This window comes from Streptomyces sp. NPDC052682 (assembly GCF_040678435.1).
Classification (GTDB): Bacteria; Actinomycetota; Actinomycetes; order Streptomycetales; family Streptomycetaceae; genus Streptomyces.
Window position 1 is genome coordinate 65,518 of record NZ_JBFATS010000017.1, and the last position, 17,961, is coordinate 83,478.

The following is a 17,961-nucleotide window of genomic DNA, read 5'->3' on the forward strand; positions in this document are numbered from 1 at the left end:
CCCGGCTGGGCGGGCGCCCCGGGGAAGGGTCAGGAGTACCAGGTGGGCTGGGGCAGTTCGCCCTCCAGGACCCAGCGGCCGACCTCGCGGCGCTTGTAGGCGACCGGGTCGTGCAGGGTGTGGGTGCGGATGTTGCGCCAGAACCGGTCCAGGCCCTCGGCGGTGGCGGTGGAGCGGGCGCCGGTCACCTCGAAGATGCGGTGCGTGATCTCCAGGGCGACGTCGGTGGCGCGGGCCTTGACCGCGGCCACCCGCACCTCGAACTCGCCGCGGGCCTGCTCCGTGACAGCGTCCGGGTCGTCGTGCAGTTGCTGCCCCTCGGCGGCGACCGCGTCGGCGAGCGCCTCGACCGCCCACAGCTTGGCGGTGAGGTCGCCGTAGGTGTCGATGACGTGCGGCTCGTCGACGGCCCGCTCGTGACCGCCGTGCAGCCAGGACCGGGACTTGGTGCGGGTGTAGGTCGCCGCCGTCTCCAGGGCGCCCGCGGCGATGCCGAGGTAGAAGCTGACGAAGACCAGCTGGATGGTGGGGACGTTGAGGGTGTTGTAGACGCGCGGCTGGAACCGTTTGCCGGCGTACCCGGCCGCGGAGGACCAGGGGGTGCGGACGCCGTCGAGGGTGACGCTGCCGCTCTCGGTGAGCCGCTGGCCGATGTTGTCCCAGTCGTCGTGGAAGGTCAGGCCCGGGCTGTCCGACGGCACGATCGCGAAGACGTGCTGGTCGGTGCCGTCCAGGACGCCCTCCAGGACGGTGACGTCGGAGACCTTGCTGCCGGTGGAGAAGGTCTTGTGGCCGGTGAAGACCAGGTCGTCGCCGTCCTCGGTGACGATCACGTCCCGGTCGCGCGGGTTGACGGCGCCGCCGAAGAACCAGCGGCCCCGGGCCGCCTCGGCCTCCACGTGCTCCCACTGCTCGCGGGTGCCGACCAGGCGGGCGGCCCAGTTCCACAGGTAGTGGTAGCCGAGGAGCTGGCCGATGGAGCCGTCGGCCTTGGCGACCTCGCGGATCACCCGGTAGGCGGTGATCCAGTTCTGGCCCGCGCCGCCGTGCTCGACGGGGCCGAGCAGGGTGACCAGGCCGGAGTCCTTCAGCAGCTGGACCTCGGCGTGAGGGGTGGCGCCGGCGCGGTCGCGGGCGGCGGCGTCGGTGGCCAGCACGGCGGCGACCTCGGCGGCCCGGCCGATCCAGTCCTCGGCGGGGCGGGTCTGCCAGTCGATGGGCGTGGCGGTGCTCATGGGTGTCTGCCTCTCTCGCGGTGCGGGTGCTCTCAGGCGGGCGCGGGGACGGACTGGGGCTCGGCGGTGGGGAGTTGGGCTTCCAGTTCGCGGACGAGGGGCAGCACGCGGCGCCCGAAGTACTCGACTTCCTCGTGGTAGTGCAGGAAGCCGAGGAGGAAGAGGTCGACGCCGAGCCGCTTGTAGGCGACGATCCGCTCGGCGATCTGCTCCGGGGTGCCGATGAGCCCGGTGCGGAAGCCGTCGTTGTACTGGACCAGGTCCTCGAAGGTGGAGTCCTGCCACATGCCCTTGCCGTCGGCGGTGGACTGCCCGGCCTGCTTCACCGCGGCGCCGAAACCCTCCACGGCCGCGGTGTCGGCGTGGGCGACGATCTCGCGGAGGGTCTGGCGGGCCTCGGCCTCGGTGTCACGGGCGATGAGGAAGCCGTTGAGGCCGAACTTCGGCGGCGTACGGCCCGCTTGGGCGGCAGAGGCGCGGACGTCGGCGATCTGCTCGACGACTCCGTCGAAGTCCTTGCCGTTGGAGAAGTACCAGTCGGAGACCCGGCCGGCCATGGCGCGGGCGGCGGTGGAGTTGCCGCCCTGGAAGATCTCCGGGTGCGGGCGGCCGGGCACGCTGACGGGCTTCGGCTTCAGGGAGAAGTCGCGGATCCGGTAGAAGTCGCCGGCGAGTTCGGCGTGGTCCTCGGTCCAGATGGCGCGCAGGGCACGGATGAACTCCTCGGAGCGGCGGTAGCGTTCGTCGTGCTCCAGCCAGGGCTCGCCGAGGGCGGTGAACTCGCCCTTGAACCAGCCGCTGACGACGTTGACGGCGAAGCGGCCGTTGGACAGGTGGTCGGCGGTGGCGCCGAGTTTGGCCAGGACGCCCGGGTGCCACAGGCCGGGGTGGACGGCGGCGATGACCTTCAGGCGCTGGGTGGCCAGCAGCAGGGCGAGACTGAAGCTGGTCGACTCGTGCTGGTACTCGGCGCCGTAGCTGGCCATGTAGCGGACCTGGCTGAGCGCGTACTCGAAGCCGTTGTTCTCGGCGAGCACGGCGAGTTCGCGGTTGTAGTCGTAGCCCCAGTCGGTGCGCTGCTCGATGGTGCTGGTGACGAGTCCCCCACTGACGTTGGGAACCCAGTAGGCAAATTTCACGGGCGCGGCGGGCATGCGGAACTCCTGTTGCGGAACGTTCTGGGAACGCCGAATTCCGGGCACGCGAAAGAGTTTTCCGCGGGACGTGAGAACAGCCGGAATTCAGGCGGTGAAGGGAGGAACACGCCCGGCGGGCACGGCCGTCCGGGAAGGGACAGGTGCGGGGCGCGTGGTGGAAGGCGCGCGGCGCGTCAGGCCGCGGGGCAACAGGAGGCGCTGGAGACACGCGCGAGGTCGACGTGGCGTCGCCGCGTGAGGTCCAGTCGCATCGTCATGCCGTCGATCGTGGCAGCCGCGGGTGAGAGCCGTCAAGGAAAACCCGGCCGGTCTCGTATGGCGGACCAATGAATTCCACGGAGGTGCGGCAGAAAAAGCCTTGAAGTGCCTGCCGGGACACCCGCATTTCCGCGTCAGGTGCGGAGGGAACGGCTGGAATGCGCGCGGCGGGTGGGTTTCAGTGCACCGCGCCGGTGAGCCCGGGACGGCCGAACTGCCGTGCGTCCGGCCGGCGCCGCAGGGCCCGGCCGGCGCCTGAGGGCGCCGGCCGGGCCCTGCGGTCCTCGGCGGGCTGTCACTCCTCGTCGTGCGCGGGGACCACCACGAGGAAGGCGTCCGACTCCAGGTCCATCACGACCGTCGCCGGCTCACCTTCGGCGCGGCGCGCCGCCGCGTACTCCTCCGCCGGCCACGATCCGCGCGGAGCTCCCGCAGGAAACCGCTCCAGCACCTTCGCGCCCATAGCGGCAGACACCTCCAGAACTCGATGATCGACCCGAACCGGTAACTCTCGCACAAACCGGCTGCCCCGGAACGGCGCGGGCATGTGCGGTGGCCACCTACTCGGGCCCACGGCCGTGCGCCATCGTCGCCGCACCCCCCTCTGGCCTCAACACATAAAGGACAAATAAGAGCAGAACGAAGTACGCGGCGCCTGCTCGGTCTGTACTGTGCCGTATCCCCGTGGGTGGTCCACTACACGACCAGCCGGCCCGCACTGGTGCCCCACAACCTGATCGTGGGCATCGCGGTTCGGCCTGCTGGCCCTGGGGTTCACCCGCGCTCCGGAACGCATGTACGGACGGCCCGAATGCCGCGTGACCCGCGGACCGGCCGCTGTCATGTTCCGGCCGTCCCCACGCGGACAGAAACGGACAGGAACGGACTGTCCCGGTCTCCAGCGGGCACAAGCACTGGTGCAGGGGTCCTGAGAAAGAGGGGCGGACATGGAGATCGACGGCATCATCAGCGCCATCGTGATCGGCATCGTCATCGGCATCCTGGGCCGTCTCGTGGTCCCGGGCCGCCAGCGCATCGGCATCCTGTGGACGATCGTCGTCGGCATCATCGCCGCGCTGATCGGCTCCGCGATCGCCGGCGCGCTCGGTGTGGCCGACACCAAGGGCGTCGACTGGGTCGAGTGGCTCATCCAGATCTGCCTCGCCGCGGTCGGCGTCGTGGCGCTGGACCGCTCGAAGGCACGCCGCTGACGGCGAACGGGCCGAGAGCGGACGCCGGCACACGGGCCGGCCACGTACGGACGCTGCCCCACGGGCCCGCCACGTGCGGACGCTGCCCCACGGGCCGCCCGGAACCAGACGCTGACACACGAGCCGGCGGAGAGCCGACACTGACCGGGGTGCCGATGATCGAGCGCCCCGGTCAGTGTCGTACCGCACGCCGGGCCCCGGCCGCTCCCGCCGCCCCGGCGCGCATCGCGGCCAGCCCCTCCCGGCTGGACGGGTACACCGGCACCCAGCCCAGCTCCCGCTCCGCCTTCGCCGTGGACACCCGCAGCGACGTGGACATCGTGGTGTGCGCGTACGACAGCGGCCTCATCAGCCACAACGGCACCGCCATCGGCTTCGGCGCCCCGAACTCCTCGGCCACCGCGACCACATGGGCGCGGAAGCCGAGCGGTGTGCGGTCGGCGATGTTGTACGCCTGGCCGGGGCGGCCGCGCTCCACCGCGGCGACCACCGCGCGGGCGGCGTCGGTGAGCTCCACCCACGGCAGGACCCGGCCGCGGTCGTGCGGCACGGGCAGCTGCCGCCGGCGCAGCAGCGGCAGCAGGGCGTCCGTGCCGCCGGGTCCGTAGAACAGGCCGAAGCGGAGTGCGACACCCTCCAGGCCGGGTGTGTGGAAGGTGAGCCGCTCCTTGGTGCGCATGGCCCCGATGTGGCGCTCCAGCTCCCGGTCGGTGCCGGGCGGACCGAAGGGGTCGGTCTCGGTGAGGACGCGGTCGCCGTGGTCGCCGTAGCCGTAGCCGAAGACCATCGACTCCGCCACGAACCGGCGCGCCCCGGTGACCTGGGCGGCTTCGACGAGGTGGGCCGTGCCGTCGGTGCGCAGCGCGTCGGTGGCGTGCATGTTCCGGTGCCGCAGGGGCGCCTTGCGCAGGGCGGTCGCGGCGTGGATCACCGTGTCGAAACGGTGCCCGTCGACGGCGCGCAGCAGGGCGTCACGGTCCATGAGGTCGGCGCGGAGGTCGTTCTCCGGGCCGCGTCCGAGCCCGGTGACCCGGTGTCCGGCCTCGGTCAGGGCGCGGGCGGCGTGCCGGCCGAGCACTCCGCCGGCGCCGACGAGGAGGATGTTCTGGCTCTGGGTGTGGTGGATCGTCGTCATGTCCGTGCGACGGATCGGGCCGCCACGGACGTGACATCGGGCGCGCCAGCCCGGCTAGGGCACGTACACGTACGGCACCGTCGTGGTCAGCGGCGCGAAGCCGAGGCGTTCGAGGATCGGACGGCTCTGGCTGGAGGCGTCGACCTGGAGGTAGCGGTATCCGAGGGACGCGGCGACGCCCGCCCGGTGGGCGACCAGGGCGCGGTAGAGGCCCCGGCCGCGCCAGGCCTCGACGGTGCCGCCGCCCCACAGCCCGGCGAACGCCGTGCCGGGCACGAGCTCCATGCGGGCCGCGCTCACCGGCTCCTCCCCGGCCAGGGCCACGACGGCCATGACGGTGTCGGGGTCGGACGCCAGCCGGGCCAGGAGCCGGTGGCGCAGCCACGCGCTGTCCGCCCCGAACGCCTTCTCGTGCACCTCGGCCACCAGGTCCACGCCCGCCCGGTCGGTGACGGGCACGACGCGGACCCCCTCGGGCAGCCCGGCATCGAGGGTCAGGCCGGCGATCTCGCCGATCATCAGCGTCTCCTGCGGCCCGGGCGTGAACCCGGCCGCGGCGAGCCGCCGCCCGAGGTCCGCGGGCCGGTCGTACCCGTACAGCTTCCACTCGAACTCCAGGCCGAGCCCGGTGAAGTGCGCGATCTGCCCGGCGATCGCCGCGTGGGCGCCCGCCTCGTCCAGGGCGGACCACACGACGCCGTTCCAGCCCTGCGCCGAGGCGACCTGGCGCACCACCTCGCCGGTCCGCTCGACGCGGGCTCCGGGACCGTCGGGCCGCGCTCCCTGACGCAGGCAACGGTCGAACAGGGCGAGTACCTCGGCGTGATCCATGGGCCGATCCCAGCACGCGCCCGCCCGCCGGACCACCGGTTTTCGCGCCGCGAGGTCGACCGGCCGCCGCCCCGTTCTCCTGAGATGCCGGGCCGAGCGGGCGATGCCTACGATCGAGAGGAAGGCCCGTGCTGCCGGCACGCAGGGAAACAGTCATGATCACGCACAACGACGACGTGGACTGGGACCGCTGGCCGGTCGCCGACTACCTCGCGGAGAACTACCGCGACGTGCATCCCGCGGACGCGGCGGTCATCGCCCACCACTCGGCGTTCTACCGGCGGATCGCGCCCGGCAGTGTGGCCCGCTCGGTGGAGTGCGGCGCGGGGCCGAACCTCTATCCCCTCATCCTGGCGTCCGCAGTGAGCCGGCGGATCGACGCGGTGGACGCGAGCGCGAGCAACGTGGCCTACCTCGAGGAACAGCTCCTGCACCGGCCCGACGCGAGCTGGCTGCCGTTCCACGCGCTGTGCCGGGAGCTCAATCCCGCCGTACCGGCCACCCTGGCCAAGGCGCTGGCGCCGGTGTACGCCGTGCAGGCCGACGTCCGCTCCCTGCCCCCGCGGACGTACGGCCTCGCCTCCATGCACTTCGTCGCCGAGGGCGCGACGGAGGACTTCGCGGAGTTCACCCTCTTCTGCCGCGCCTTCGTCCGCTGTGTCGTGCCGGGCGGGTACCTGGTGGCCGCGTTCATGCAGGACATGCCGGCCTACCGCATCGGCCCCGCGTCACGCTGGCCGGGCTGCCCGGTGGACCCGCACGCGATCGAGGCGGTGTTCGCCCCGCTGACCCGTGAGGTGACGGTCACCCACATCGACAGCGACCCGACCCTGCCGGACTACGCGGACGCGGGAATGGTGCTGCTGACGGGGGTGGCGGGCGAGGCCGGCTGATCGGGCTGCCTGGGATACCGCCGGAAATCGGCCGTGGCTCTGACACCACGAGCGCTCCAGCCGGTCGCCCCCCCCCGCCCGCCGCCCGTGCGCGCCGGGGGCCCGGACATGGCCCGGGCCCTCAGGCCCCGGCCTGCGCCGCGGAGCCTCCCGTGCTGTGGCTGGTCAGTCCCGTGGCCTCGGGCGGCAGCGGCGGCACAGGAGGACGCCTCCCGCCAGCAGTGACACCGCGCCCGCACCCAGCAGGGGCAGGGTCTGGTCCGTGCCGGTGTGGGCGAGGGAGCCCGTCGTCCGGGCCGGGCCAGGGTGCGGGTGGCTGCGGGGTGGTGCCGGCGGCTGCGACGGCTGTGGCGTCGCGGGGCGGTCCGGGCTGGCCGGGGGGCGGCCGGGGGTGTTGGCGGAGTCGTTGCCCGTGGACGCGTTGCCGGCGCCGACGACGTTCACGGTGTTGCCGGTGACGTTCACCGGCAGGTGCACGGGCAGCTGCACCTCGTTGCCGGCGATCACGCCCGGTGAATCCTTTCCGCCGGCCTCGGCGGAGACCCCGCCCGGAGCGCCGGCCCCGTCGTCGTTCGCACAGCGGTTGCCCGCGGCCGGGTTGAGGAGCCCCACCGCGTCCACCGTGTTCCCGCACACGTTCACCGGGACGTGCAGCGGAAGCTGGACGGTGTTGCCGGAGATCAGCCCGGGTGAGCCGGCCGCGGAGCCGACGGCCCCGGAGTCGGCGTACGCGGGCACTGCCACGGCCATCGCGCCCGACGCGGCGGCGACGGCGATCACACCGTTTCGGGTAACCCTTCTCATAGGTTCCCTGCCTTCCAGACATGGTCGCGGGCACTCACCCGCACCGGGTAAAACGCGGACGCACCATCCCAGTTATGGCTCATCCGCCTTTCACTCCATCGAGCGGCAAGAGTGTCGAACTGCCGGTAAAAAAGATCGTCTGTGCGGCGCGGGGCGCGCAGGGTACGGCACGCGGCGGGGCGCCGCTCGCCCGGAGGCGCGGTCGCGGGGACCCCCTTATGGTGAGCGAGGGCGCCGGTCCCGGTCCGCTGTGGGGCGTCCCTTGGAGGCATGGATGCTGGCCAAGCTGACGAAGCGGCCCTCGGTCGGGCGCTGCGCGGTCACCGGGGCGGTCGGGCTGGTCCTGCTCGGCGCAGGACTGCCGGCCGCCGCCGACGTGCCGCCCGACCTGTCGCGGTTCTACCGCCAGAAGGTCGGCTGGACGGCGTGCCGGGGCCCGGACATGCCGAAGGACCTGCAGTGCGGCAAGGTCACCGTCCCCCTCGACTACGCCCGGCCCGAGGCCGGCACCCTCGACCTGGCGCTCGCGCGCTACCGCGCCACGGGCCCGTCGCGCGGGTCGGTGCTGCTGAACTTCGGCGGCCCCGGTGGCGCGGGCGTGACCGAGCTCGCCCTGGGACGGGACGACTTCATAGGTCTGACCGAGGGCTACGACGTGGTCTCCTTCGACCCCCGCGGCGTCGGCCGGTCCTCGCCGGTCAGCTGCGGCGACGCCGCCGAGAAGGCGCTGGAGGCGACGGGCGGCGGCACCACGGAGTCCGATCCGCAGGCCGTGCTGGGGACGTTGCGCGAGACCGCCGCCGAGTGCGCCGCCCACTCGGGCCCCGTCCTGCCCCACATCGGCACGGTGAACGCCGCGCGCGACCTGGACGTGATGCGCCAGGCACTCGGCGACAAGAAGCTCAACTACCTGGGTTTCTCCTACGGGACACGGCTCGGCGCGGTGTACGCGGCCCAGTTCCCCGGCAGGGTGGGCCGGTTCGTGCTGGACGGCGTGGACACGCTGACCGAGCCGCTGGCCGAGCAGGCCCTGGCGGGCGCGCAGGGCCAGCAGACCGCGCTGGAGAACTTCCTCACCTGGTGCACGAGGGACATCGCCTGCCCGTTCGGGCGGGATCCGCGCGCCGCCCGTGAGCGGGTGGTCCGGCTGGTCGACTCGCTCGACCGGGACCCGGTGCCGGCGGACTTCGGCGAGGAGTTCTCCGGGCAGGACCTCGTGGGCGCCATCGGGCAGGGCCTGTACAGCCGCGACTTGTGGCCCTCGCTGGAGCGTGCGCTCGCGCTGCTGCTGGAGGACGGCGACACGCGCCGGGTGGAGGCCTTCGGGACCGGCGGCGTGACGCTGCCGGTGCGCAACAGGAACCACGGGGGCCTCGTCAACGCGGAGGACGTGCCCCTGGACAACCTGCCGGCGGCGCTGATGGCGGTCAACTGCGCGGACGACCCCGACCGCCCCTCCGCCGGACAGGTCGCCCGCGACCTGGCCCGGCTGCGTGCCCGGTTCGAGAAGGCCTCGCCGGTCTTCGGCCGGTACCGGCTCACCCAGACCCTCATGTGCTACGGCCGGCCCGAGGGCACCGACTTCATCCGGGAGAAGGTCAAGGACGTCGACACGCCCAGGATGCTGCTGGTCGGCACCCGCGGCGACCCGGCCACGCCGTACCGCTGGACCGTGGAGACGGCCGAGCGGCTCGGTTCCTCGGCGGTGGTGCTGGACAACCGGGGCGAGGGCCACACCGGGTACGGATCGTCCAAGTGCGTCCGCCGCAAGATCGAGGACTTCCTGCTCTACGGCTCCCTGCCGCGCAACGGCAGCTCCTGCGGCTCCGAACCCGACCCGCAGGACTGATCTCGCCCGGGCGGCTCCCCCCGTGGAGAATCGCCCCAAATGCCCTCCCCGTGAATCGGTCCTATCGTGCTGTCATGGAGCACGACCTGAGTCCCGCCACCCTCACCGAGCTGCGCCGTCCGCGGCCCTATCCGGCGGTGTCCGTGCTCACGCCGACGCACCGCCGCGCCCCCGACCACGCCCAGGACCAGGTGCGCCTGCGCAACGCGGTGGCCGAGGCGAAGAAGCAGCTGGAGGCGGATCCCGCGGTCACCCGGGAGCGCCGCGCCGCGGTCGCCCGGGAACTGGACCGGGCCCTGTCGGAGATCGACCTGACGCACGCCGAGGACGGCCTGGCGATCTTCGCCGCCCCGGGCGAGCACCAGGTGTGGTCCCTCGCGCGGTCCGTGCCCGAGCGGGTGGTGCTCTCGGACACCTTCCTCACCCGCAGTCTCGTCTCCGCGCAGACCGCCGAGCGGCCGTTCTGGGTGCTCTGCCTCGCCGCCGACCGCGTCGCGCTGTGGAACGGCGGGGCGGGCCGCGTCGTGGAGGAACGTACCGCCGGCTTCCCGCTGACGCGGCGCGTGGAGAACTTCGACCCCGAGCGGCAGATGCGCATCGGTGATCCGCCGAGCGCCTTCCGCGACGAGGGCACCCGCCGGTTCCTGCGGGAGGCCGACGCCGCGATGGGCAAGGTGCTGCGCGCGCAGCCGCGCCCGCTGTACGTCACCGGCGAGCCCCCCGCCATCGCCCTGCTGGATGAGGTCGGCAGCGTCGCCGGGCGCGCGGTGCACGTGCCGCGCGGCGGACTCGCGCACGCCGGTGCCGAGACGGTGTGGCAGGCCGTGCGCCCGGTGATCGAGGCCGAGGTCCGCAAGAGCGCCGAGGCCGTGCGGCGGGCCCTGGAGTCGGCCCGGGGGCGCCGGGCGTTCGCGGCCGGCATCGACGAGCTGTGGCACAGCGCCCGGGAGGGCCGCGTACGTCTGCTGGCCGTGGAGGAGAACCACCGTGTGACGGTCGTCGACGCCGGTGACCACCTGGTCCCCGTCGAGAGCGGCACCCCCGGCGCCCGCGAGGACATCGTGGACGAGATCGTCGAGCAGTGCCTGGAGACCGGCGCCGACGTCCGCTTCGTACCGGACGGCACGCTGCGCGACGCGGACGGGATCGCCGGGGTGCTGCGGTACTGAGGACGGCGGGGAGATCTGACGCAGCGTGACCGGGCGGACGGACGAGACGACCCGAACAAACGGCCCCCGAACACCCGAGTGAGCGCGACACCGACACCCTCATCGGTCCGCCAATTCACGTACCCGGCCTACGACTTGACCGGCATCCCGCCGTACTGCCACCGTACGCGCACGGCCACTCCGCGAAGACTGTGGCATATGCCAGAAGCACCGCCGTATCGGGTGTTGCCAAATCCCTTACAGGGCGTCGCGGGCTGTGCCACAGTCGTAACGGTCCCTCCGTCCGCCCTGGCCGTACCGTCCCCGCATCGGAGTGCGTCATGCCGTCCCATCTCTCCGCGGACCGCCCCGCCGCCCAGCCGCCAGGACGCGGCTCGGTCGACGCGCTCATCTCGCAGGCCCGGCGGCTCAAGGGCGACGTCGACGCCGTACGACGTGAGGCGCAGGGCGACGGATCGGACCCCCGGGAACGCTGGCAACGCGCGCTGTGCGACCTCGCGCTGCACCAACTCGACGATCTCGACGCGCACTTGGCGCAACTGCGGGACGGGCCGCTGTCCGCGCCCGACGCCGCGCCCGCACCCCCGGCCCGGCACGGCTCGCTGCTCAGCCGGGTCGGCAGCGCCGAGTGGAACCTGCTGACCGACGAGGCCGACTGGTCCGGGGAGCTGTACCAGATCCTCGGCCGCGACCCCGCCGCTCCCCCGCTCACCCTCGACGAGCTCCCCTCACTGGTGCTCGACGAGGACCGCCCGACGCTGACGGCGATGGTCACGGGCTGTCTCGTCGACGCCCGGCCCATCGACGGCGAGTTCCGCGTGGTGCGCCCGGACGGCGAGGTACGGACCGTGCACATGATGGGCGAACCGGTGCTCGACGCGGACGGCAGTACGGCCTCCATGTGGGCCGTGCTGCGGGACGTCAGCGAGCTGCGCCGCAGCCAGCGCGCGGTGAGCGAGACCCGTGACTCGCTCACCCGCCACCGGCCCGGCACGCAGCACGACCACCGGCTCGCGGCAGAGCCGCGGGAGGCCGTGCCACCGCCGAGGCACGGCTCCCCGCGGCTCGCGCACCGCCCCCCGGGCACCCTGGACGTGGCGGCGCTCCACCTGCCGTCGTCGACGGGCAGCCTCATCGGCGGAGACTGGTACGACGTCCTCGACCTGCCCGACGGCGAGACGCTGCTGACCATCGGCGACCTGACCGGGCACGGCGCCGGCGTCACCTCGGACCTGGCCATGCTGCTGGGCGCCGTACGCGGCATGGCCATGGCGGGCAGCCGGCCCGGGCCCCTGCTGTCCTTACTGAACCAGCTGGTGGACGCCACCGCCGACCCTGCCCTGGGCAGCGCCGTGTGCTGCCGCTACCGGCCCGCGACCCGCACGCTGGTGTGGGCGCGGGCCGGGCACCCCGCTCCGCTGCTGTTCCGCGACGGGACGGGGCGCGTGCTCGACGCCCCCGCCGGTGTCCTGCTCGGCGCCACCAGGGGCGCCGCCTACGGGGAGGCCGAGGAGACCCTCCAGGTCGGGGACCTGCTCCTCCTCCACACCGACGGCCTGGTTCCCGGACACAGCGGCAGCCAGGCCGTGGACCTCCTGCTCGGCCTGGCCCCGCAGCTCACCGCGGACCGCAGCGCCCACGCGTGCGTACGGACGGTCGTGGAGGCGTACGGGCAGGGCGAGCGCGAGAACGACGCCTGCGTGCTCGCCGCCAGGGTCACGGCGACGGCCTGGCGAGCCGGCGTCAGTCCCTAGGCCGGTGCGCTGCCGCCTCCCTTGCCCTTCGGCTTCGGCATCGCCAGCTCGATCTGCTCGCGCAGCTCCTGGATCCGCGGATAGCCGGCGTACTCGGCGGTGAGCCGGTACATCTGGCGCAGCCGGTCCCAGGTGCGGCGCGAGGAGTTGGAGCCCATCGACACCAGGGCCAGCCGCGCGTACCGGTCCGCCTGTTCCGGGTCGTCGGCGATGAAGCAGGCGGAGGCCATGGACAGGTAGTCGAAGATCTTCGACCGCTCCCGTCCGTCGTTCCGCAGAGCCAGGGCCTTCTCCGCGTAGTGCTGCGCGTGCACGGCCGCGCCCGGGTCGAACTCCGCGAGCGTGCGGTAGGACAGGGCCTGCATGCCGTACAGGTCCGCCTCGTCGAACAGCTGCATCCAGCTCGGCGGGGGGACGTCGCCCTTGTCGGAGACGAAGAGGTCCTCCGCCTGGCCGAGGGTGCGGCGCATCGCCTGGCCCTTGCCCATGGAGGCCTGTGCCCAGGCCTCGACGGTGTGGAGCATCGCCTGGGTGCGGGGCAGCACTTCGGGGCCGGAGCCCGACTTGGCGAGCTTCATCAGGTCCAGGGCGTCGTCGGGCCGGCCCAGGTGCACCATCTGGCGGGCCGCCCGGGACAGGGCCTCGCCGGCCCGGGGCCGGTCGCCGCCCTCTCTGGCCGCGTGGGCGGCGATGACGAAGTACTTCTGTGCCGTGGGTTCCAGGCCGACGTCGTGCGACATCCAGCCCGCGAGGACGGCGAGGTTGGCGGCGACGCCCCACAGGCGCCGCTGGAGGTGGGGTGGGTGCCGGTAGGCCAGCATGCCGCCCACCTCGTTGAGCTGTCCCACGACCGCCTTGCGCTGCAGCCCGCCGCCGCGGGCCGCGTCCCAGGCGCGGAACACCTCGACCGAACGCTCCAGTTCCTCGATCTCCTCCGACCCGATGGGGGCGGCCTCATAGCGGTCGAACCCGGCGGGGTCGGCGTGCAGGGGATGGTCGAGGTCGGGAGCGTCGGCAGCGAGTGAAGGGTCGGTGTGCAGCCAGTCGTGCATGGCGCTGCTGAGTGCTGATCCCGCGGCGAGCGCGGCGCCCGCGCCCACCAAGCCGCGTCGGTTGAGCATGAGGTCCATTCCCGTGAATTCGGTGAGGACCGCGGCGGTCCGCTCGGGCGCCCACGGCACTCCGTCGGGATGCTCCACGCTCCCGCCGCCCTGCCGTTTCCCCGCACGCCCGTGCCGGACCAGACCGAGGTCTTCGATGGTCACGACACGGCCGAGACGCTCGGTGAACAGAGCCGCCAGCACCCGCGGCACCGGATCGCGCGGGATCTCTCCCGTGTCGATCCACCGCCGCACCCGGGAGGTGTCGGTCGCCAGCTGGGGGTGGCCCATGGCCGCCGCCTGCTTGTTGACCAGCCTCGCGAGTTCGCCCTTGGACCAGCCGGCCAGGCCGAACAGGTCCGCGAGCCGGGTGTTGGGTTGTCCGCTCACGTCAAGCCCCCAGGTTCTCGGCTGAGTTGACAGTAGCCCGGTGCGAGTTGCCGGGCGACTATTCGCCAGGCTTCGCCAGGGTGCGCCAGATGGTGTGCCACCAGGCATCGGGTGTCAGGTAGGAACGCGCCACCTCGACCCGGTCGCCGCAGGGCATTCCCCAGGGTGCCCCGGGACGGCCGGGCCGGGTGGGCGTTTCGTCTCGCAGGAACACGAAGGGATCTGTATCGCCCATGTACGCAGCATCGTCCTCCGTGTCCGCCCCGCCCCGGCCGCTGCGCTCCCGGCCCACGGACAGCGGCCCCTACCTCGCCCCCGCGCGCCCGGCGCCCGTGCCCGTCGCGGGCCGGCCGCGGCGCCCCGCGGGGCCCGGCACCCAACCGCTCAGCGGGAGACTCGACTTGTCCGGCCCCCAGGGCGCGCAGCTGCGCACGGCGATCGCGTCGGTGCACCGGATCTGCCCGGAGTTCGCTCCGGTGCAGGTGCTCCGCCGCAGCGGACGCTCCGTCCTCCTGATCGGTACGACCGGGCGCACCACGGCCGTCGCCAAGTGTTTACTGGACCACTCACCCGTGTGGGCCGAGCGGATCCGGCACGAGATAGCGGCGTACCGCACGTTCGTCCGGCACCGCCCGCCCGTGCGGGCGCCCCGGCTGATCGCGGCGGACCCGGACAACTGCACCCTGGTCATCGAGCGGATGCCCGGACGGGTCGCGGCACTCCAGCGGCACCCGGCGGAGGCGCCGCCGCGGGCGGACATCAGAGCGGCACTCGGCGCGATCTGCCGGCTGAACTCCTGGCGGCCGCCGGCGGGCACGTTCGACGCCCCGCTCGACTACGCGGCCAGGATCTCCCGGTACCACGAGCTGGGCCTGCTCACCGACCGGGACATGGGTGACCTGCAGAAACTGCTGCACGGCATCGCGCAGACGGCCGGGCGGCAGGGCATGGGCCAGTTCTGCCACGGCGACGCACTCCTGTCGAACATCCTGCTCTCACCGGCTGGTCCAGTGCTGGTGGACTGGGAGCACGCAGGGTGGTACCTGCCGGGCTACGACCTGGCGACGCTGTGGTCGGTGCTCGGGGACGCACCGGTGGCGCGGCGGCAGATCAGCCAGATCGCGCAGCAGGCGGGACCGGCGTCGCGGGACGCGTTCCTGGTGAACCTGATGCTGGTGCTGACCCGTGAGATCCGTACGTTCGAGACGGCCGTGCAGCGTTCCCTGCACGACGCGACCCCGGCGGCACCGGGTACGGCCCACCCGGGCACTGCGCCGTCCGGCGAGGAACAGCGGCTGCTGCTGCGGCGGCTGCACGACGACTGCCAGCTGGCCCGGCGGGCCGTACGCGCGGCGGTCGGCACTCGCTGACGGGGGCGGAAGGTCCGCGGCGGGCCCCGGACAGGGGCGTACCGCGGACCTTGTCGTGTGTGCTGCGGCGGCAGCGCCGAGGGCCGGGTCCCGCCCGGGCCCGGCCCTTGTCGTGCGGCTGCCTCAGCCCTGCTGGAACAGCTCCGCCGGCAGCGGCTTGAGCAGGGCGTACAGGTCGTCGGTGATGGGCCGGTCCCAGGCGGCGATGGTCACCAGGACGTTGTCGCTGCGGTCGAACTGCACGCAGGAGATCCGGCTTTCGGAGAGCTTGACGCGGCGCACGATCAGCAGGTTGTCGCCCTGCATCACGGGCACGTCCTCGGTACCGACGACGGTCACCTCCTCGTCGTTCTCCAGGGCCAGCAGCAGCTGGGCGACCTCGAAGGGGGGCTGGCCCTCGGGGACGTCGCGGGCCGGGGAGCCCTCCGGCAGGTTGCCGATGATCATCGCGGGGCCGCGGCCGCCGAACAGGTCGTAACGCAGGAAGACGCCCTGGCAGGTGCCGTCGGGGGCGGGCAGCAGACCGGCACCGAGATTCCCGGGCCAGTCGCCCGGGTCCATGGCCAGTACGTCGAAATCGGGCCCGGCGGGGGTGGCGCTGCGGCGGCGGAGGAACGACATGCCGCCATGGTACGTGCCCGGGCGTGCCGTGTGCCGGGTGGGCGGCAGCCGGTTCCGTCGCGACCGGCGCCCCGTCTCCCCGCCGGGGCGGTCACTCCTCGGGCGGGTGCGGCGGGACCACCGCGACGGGGCTCGCCGCGTGCAGCAGGACGGCCTGGGTGACGGAGCCCATCATGCGGGCGGGGGCCAGCAGGCGCCTGCGGTGGCGGCCGACGACGACCAGGTCGGCGCCCTGGGAGGCGGCGACGAGGTGTCCGGCCGCGTCACCGGCCGACACCTGGGTCGTGGTCCGCACCTCGGGGTGCCGTTCCCGGTGCGGGGCGAGGAAGCCCTCGGCGAGGGCCCGGGTCTCGTTCTCGATCGCGTCCTGGTCCATGGCGGGCGGGGGCATCTCCCCGGGGAACAGCCAGGCCTGCGCGGGCCACGGGTAGGCGGCGACGACCTGGAGGCGGGCGTGCCGCAGGGCGGCCTCGGCGAAGGCGAAGGCGAGGGTGGCCTCGTCGGGGCTGTCGGCGTGCAGGCCCACCACCACCCGCGGCCCGGGCAGCTCCGGTGCCTCGCCGTGCACCTCGCGCCCGGGCCGGGGCACCACGACGACGGGGCACTCGGCGTCCCGGGCCAGGGCCAGGCCGGTGGAGCCGAGGAGCAGGCTGGCGAACCCGCCGCGCCCCCGCGAGCCGAGCACCAACAGCTGGGCGGTGGCGCCCAGTTCGGCGAGGACCGCGCTCGGGACGCCCTCCGCTCCGGTGTACTCGGTGTCCGGCAGGCCGGCGCGTCCCTCCAGGTGGCCGCGGACCTGGTCGAGGACGGGGTCCTCGTCGGCGGGCGGCATGGCGGCAAGGACCTCGGGCTGCGCCCAGGGGGCGTACTGCCGTACGTGCACCACCCGCAGGGGTGCCGTGCGCCGGCGGGCGGCGTCCAGGGCCCACTCCAGGGCGCGCAGGCTGTCGTCCGAACCGTCGACCGCCGCGATGACCGGCAGGGTGCTCATGGGTTCCTCACCTCCGCAGTACGACCGTCCCCCTCCCGGGGCCAGCCTGGCTCAGGCGTCGGCCCCGGGAGGCGCCCCTGGTCGCGTGTCCGGAAAAACGGGCGGAACACCCCCGGATCGGCGGTGGGGCCGGGGGTCAGGTGAGGTCGAACTCCCCCTCCCGCGCTCCCGACACGAACGCGCCCCACTCGTCGGGGGTGAAGATCAGCGAAGGGCTCTCCGGGCGGGCGCTGTTGCGCATGGCGATGAACCCCTCCACGAAGGCGATCTGGACATCCCCCCGCCCTCGGCTGCTGGACTGCCACTGTGCCTTGCTGAGGTCCAGGTCCGGCTTGTCCCAGCCTGTGAGCGTGCGCTGCTGGGTGGTGCTCTCGGCCACGTCCGTGCTCCTCCCGAATCGTCGTCCGCGAGTCAGCCTAGCGACCGGTCACCACGGCCGACAGGGCACGTGAGCGGGACATTCCGGGCGTCAGGGGGCCGGGTGCCACGGCGTCAGGAACTGGTCGACGGCGGTGAGGAACTCCTCGGGGCGGGTCGCGTGCACCAGGTGCCCCGCGTCGATGGTGAGGTGCCGGGCGTCGGGCAGGAGTGCGGCGAGCGCGGCGATCTGCTCCTGCGGGATCAGGCTGGTGGCCCCGCCCCCGATCAGCAGGGTGGGCATGGTGATCCGCCCCATGTGGTCCCCCCACACCGGATTGGGGGCGTTGCGCTGCCGGTCCGTGGCGAGGATCATCGCCCAGTCGTACGGCAGGTCCCCTGCGGGCCGTTCGGCGGGCGGGCGGGGCGGGTCGAGCGGGAAGGGCGCGGGCACGTCCTCCAGGACCAGGCGCCGTACTGTCTCCGGGTGCCGCTGTGCGAGGAGGCAGGCGACCGCGCCGCCGAGCGAGTGGCCCACCACGTCGGCCCGGTCGATGCCGAGGGCGGTCAGGAAGGCGTGGACGTCGTCGGCCATGGTGGCGTAGCGGTAGTCGCCGGGCCAGTCGCTGCGCCCGTGGCCGCGCAGGTCGGGGGCGTACACCCGGCGGGGCCCGGCGGCGAGCGCCGGCGCGGTCTGCGCCCAGTCGGAGCCGTCGTGGCCACGCGCGTGCAGCAGCAGGACGGGCGGTGCGTCCGGCGGGCCCCAGACGCGGTAGGCCAGGGTGATGCCGTGCGCCTGGACGGTGCGGGGTGTGGTGTCCATGCCGGACACGGTA

General features: G+C 73.4%; 18 protein-coding genes and 1 pseudogene. 7 read left to right on the top strand and 12 right to left on the bottom strand.

The annotated features are described in order from the left end of the window. Positions 1–29 precede the first annotated feature (29 nt). From AB0K80_RS25345 to AB0K80_RS25360, 4 genes are all read right to left on the bottom strand, one after another. Positions 30–1,235: an acyl-CoA dehydrogenase family protein gene (locus AB0K80_RS25345; RefSeq protein ID WP_365673336.1), complete on the bottom strand. Its 1,206-nt coding sequence runs from the start codon at positions 1,233–1,235 to the stop codon at positions 30–32. A gap of 32 nt (positions 1,236–1,267) precedes the next feature. After that, the gene (gene sfnG / locus AB0K80_RS25350; protein ID WP_365673338.1) at positions 1,268–2,389 is read right to left on the bottom strand and encodes a dimethylsulfone monooxygenase SfnG; all 1,122 of its coding nucleotides are present in this window, start codon (positions 2,387–2,389) and stop codon (positions 1,268–1,270) included. A 176-nt stretch (positions 2,390–2,565) separates the two neighbouring features. Beyond that, positions 2,566–2,649, bottom strand: coding sequence for a putative leader peptide (locus AB0K80_RS25355; RefSeq protein WP_356947393.1), 84 nt, complete (start codon positions 2,647–2,649; stop codon positions 2,566–2,568). A gap of 296 nt (positions 2,650–2,945) precedes the next feature. Further along, positions 2,946–3,113 carry a hypothetical protein gene (locus tag AB0K80_RS25360; protein ID WP_365673340.1) on the bottom strand — a complete coding sequence of 56 codons (168 nt, stop codon included), beginning with the start codon at positions 3,111–3,113 and terminating at the stop codon, positions 2,946–2,948. Positions 3,114–3,305: 192 nt separating this feature from the next. Between AB0K80_RS25360 and AB0K80_RS25365 the strand changes: the two are divergent. Continuing rightward, positions 3,306–3,453: pseudogene (locus AB0K80_RS25365) on the top strand (SPW repeat protein); the annotation flags it as partial. A gap of 144 nt (positions 3,454–3,597) precedes the next feature. Next, entirely contained in the window at positions 3,598–3,861 is a 264-nt protein-coding gene (locus tag AB0K80_RS25370) for a GlsB/YeaQ/YmgE family stress response membrane protein (protein WP_365673341.1), read from the top strand. Between the two features lie 172 nt (positions 3,862–4,033). Here the strand turns inward: AB0K80_RS25370 and AB0K80_RS25375 are convergent, their stop codons facing one another. Continuing rightward, positions 4,034–4,996, bottom strand: a complete 963-nt coding sequence (locus tag AB0K80_RS25375; RefSeq protein WP_365673343.1) for an NAD(P)-dependent oxidoreductase — start codon at positions 4,994–4,996, stop codon at positions 4,034–4,036. Between the two features lie 54 nt (positions 4,997–5,050). Beyond that, positions 5,051–5,827, bottom strand: coding sequence for a GNAT family N-acetyltransferase (locus tag AB0K80_RS25380; protein WP_365673345.1), 777 nt, complete (start codon positions 5,825–5,827; stop codon positions 5,051–5,053). Between the two features lie 155 nt (positions 5,828–5,982). Between AB0K80_RS25380 and AB0K80_RS25385 the strand changes: the two genes are divergently transcribed. After that, positions 5,983–6,720, top strand: coding sequence for a class I SAM-dependent methyltransferase (locus tag AB0K80_RS25385; RefSeq protein ID WP_365673347.1), 738 nt, complete (start codon positions 5,983–5,985; stop codon positions 6,718–6,720). A gap of 165 nt (positions 6,721–6,885) precedes the next feature. On the opposite strand, the gene AB0K80_RS25390 is transcribed toward AB0K80_RS25385, so the two are convergent. Then, complete coding sequence (locus AB0K80_RS25390; protein WP_365673349.1) at positions 6,886–7,500, bottom strand: chaplin; 615 nt, start codon at positions 7,498–7,500, stop codon at positions 6,886–6,888. A 298-nt stretch (positions 7,501–7,798) separates the two neighbouring features. Here AB0K80_RS25390 and AB0K80_RS25395 point away from each other — a divergent pair, with 298 nt between their 5' ends. The 3 genes from AB0K80_RS25395 to AB0K80_RS25405 all read left to right on the top strand — a co-directional run bounded on the left by AB0K80_RS25395 (position 7,799) and on the right by AB0K80_RS25405 (position 12,296). After that, positions 7,799–9,373 carry an alpha/beta hydrolase gene (locus AB0K80_RS25395; RefSeq protein ID WP_365673351.1) on the top strand — a complete coding sequence of 525 codons (1,575 nt, stop codon included), beginning with the start codon at positions 7,799–7,801 and terminating at the stop codon, positions 9,371–9,373. 74 nt (positions 9,374–9,447) lie between these two features. Continuing rightward, on the top strand, positions 9,448–10,542 hold the full coding sequence (locus tag AB0K80_RS25400; protein ID WP_365673353.1) for a chemotaxis protein: 1,095 nt from the start codon (positions 9,448–9,450) through the stop codon (positions 10,540–10,542). 320 nt (positions 10,543–10,862) lie between these two features. After that, on the top strand, positions 10,863–12,296 hold the full coding sequence (locus AB0K80_RS25405; protein ID WP_365673354.1) for a SpoIIE family protein phosphatase: 1,434 nt from the start codon (positions 10,863–10,865) through the stop codon (positions 12,294–12,296). Here AB0K80_RS25405 and AB0K80_RS25410 read toward each other — a convergent pair. After that, a complete protein-coding gene (locus AB0K80_RS25410; RefSeq protein ID WP_365673357.1) occupies positions 12,293–13,786 on the bottom strand; it encodes a hypothetical protein in 1,494 nt (497 codons plus the stop codon). The two genes, AB0K80_RS25405 and AB0K80_RS25410, sit on opposite strands and share 4 nt — an antisense overlap. A 233-nt stretch (positions 13,787–14,019) precedes the next feature. Here AB0K80_RS25410 and AB0K80_RS25415 point away from each other — a divergent pair, with 233 nt between their 5' ends. Further along, on the top strand, positions 14,020–15,156 hold the full coding sequence (locus tag AB0K80_RS25415; RefSeq protein ID WP_365673360.1) for an aminoglycoside phosphotransferase family protein: 1,137 nt from the start codon (positions 14,020–14,022) through the stop codon (positions 15,154–15,156). A gap of 123 nt (positions 15,157–15,279) precedes the next feature. On the opposite strand, the gene AB0K80_RS25420 is transcribed toward AB0K80_RS25415, so the two are convergent. The 4 genes from AB0K80_RS25420 to AB0K80_RS25435 form a co-directional block, all read right to left on the bottom strand. Then, on the bottom strand, positions 15,280–15,777 hold the full coding sequence (locus AB0K80_RS25420) for a hypothetical protein (protein ID WP_365673363.1): 498 nt from the start codon (positions 15,775–15,777) through the stop codon (positions 15,280–15,282). A gap of 91 nt (positions 15,778–15,868) precedes the next feature. Then, positions 15,869–16,768 carry a universal stress protein gene (locus AB0K80_RS25425; RefSeq protein ID WP_365673366.1) on the bottom strand — a complete coding sequence of 300 codons (900 nt, stop codon included), beginning with the start codon at positions 16,766–16,768 and terminating at the stop codon, positions 15,869–15,871. A gap of 136 nt (positions 16,769–16,904) precedes the next feature. After that, the gene (locus AB0K80_RS25430; RefSeq protein WP_365673368.1) at positions 16,905–17,147 is read right to left on the bottom strand and encodes a DUF397 domain-containing protein; all 243 of its coding nucleotides are present in this window, start codon (positions 17,145–17,147) and stop codon (positions 16,905–16,907) included. A gap of 90 nt (positions 17,148–17,237) precedes the next feature. After that, entirely contained in the window at positions 17,238–17,948 is a 711-nt protein-coding gene (locus tag AB0K80_RS25435; protein WP_365673371.1) for an alpha/beta fold hydrolase, read from the bottom strand. Between the last annotated feature and the right edge of the window lie 13 nt (positions 17,949–17,961).

Coding starts and splice junctions, on each gene's coding strand:
- AB0K80_RS25345 (WP_365673336.1), bottom strand. CDS start 1,235: ATGAGCACCGCCACGCCCATCGACTGGCAGACCCGCCCCGCCGAGGAC.
- sfnG (WP_365673338.1), bottom strand. CDS start 2,389: ATGCCCGCCGCGCCCGTGAAATTTGCCTACTGGGTTCCCAACGTCAGT.
- AB0K80_RS25355 (WP_356947393.1), bottom strand. CDS start 2,649: ATGACGATGCGACTGGACCTCACGCGGCGACGCCACGTCGACCTCGCG.
- AB0K80_RS25360 (WP_365673340.1), bottom strand. CDS start 3,113: ATGGGCGCGAAGGTGCTGGAGCGGTTTCCTGCGGGAGCTCCGCGCGGA.
- AB0K80_RS25370 (WP_365673341.1), top strand. CDS start 3,598: ATGGAGATCGACGGCATCATCAGCGCCATCGTGATCGGCATCGTCATC.
- AB0K80_RS25375 (WP_365673343.1), bottom strand. CDS start 4,996: ATGACGACGATCCACCACACCCAGAGCCAGAACATCCTCCTCGTCGGC.
- AB0K80_RS25380 (WP_365673345.1), bottom strand. CDS start 5,827: ATGGATCACGCCGAGGTACTCGCCCTGTTCGACCGTTGCCTGCGTCAG.
- AB0K80_RS25385 (WP_365673347.1), top strand. CDS start 5,983: ATGATCACGCACAACGACGACGTGGACTGGGACCGCTGGCCGGTCGCC.
- AB0K80_RS25395 (WP_365673351.1), top strand. CDS start 7,799: ATGCTGGCCAAGCTGACGAAGCGGCCCTCGGTCGGGCGCTGCGCGGTC.
- AB0K80_RS25400 (WP_365673353.1), top strand. CDS start 9,448: ATGGAGCACGACCTGAGTCCCGCCACCCTCACCGAGCTGCGCCGTCCG.
- AB0K80_RS25405 (WP_365673354.1), top strand. CDS start 10,863: ATGCCGTCCCATCTCTCCGCGGACCGCCCCGCCGCCCAGCCGCCAGGA.
- AB0K80_RS25415 (WP_365673360.1), top strand. CDS start 14,020: ATGTACGCAGCATCGTCCTCCGTGTCCGCCCCGCCCCGGCCGCTGCGC.
- AB0K80_RS25420 (WP_365673363.1), bottom strand. CDS start 15,777: ATGTCGTTCCTCCGCCGCCGCAGCGCCACCCCCGCCGGGCCCGATTTC.
- AB0K80_RS25425 (WP_365673366.1), bottom strand. CDS start 16,768: ATGAGCACCCTGCCGGTCATCGCGGCGGTCGACGGTTCGGACGACAGC.
- AB0K80_RS25435 (WP_365673371.1), bottom strand. CDS start 17,948: ATGGACACCACACCCCGCACCGTCCAGGCGCACGGCATCACCCTGGCC.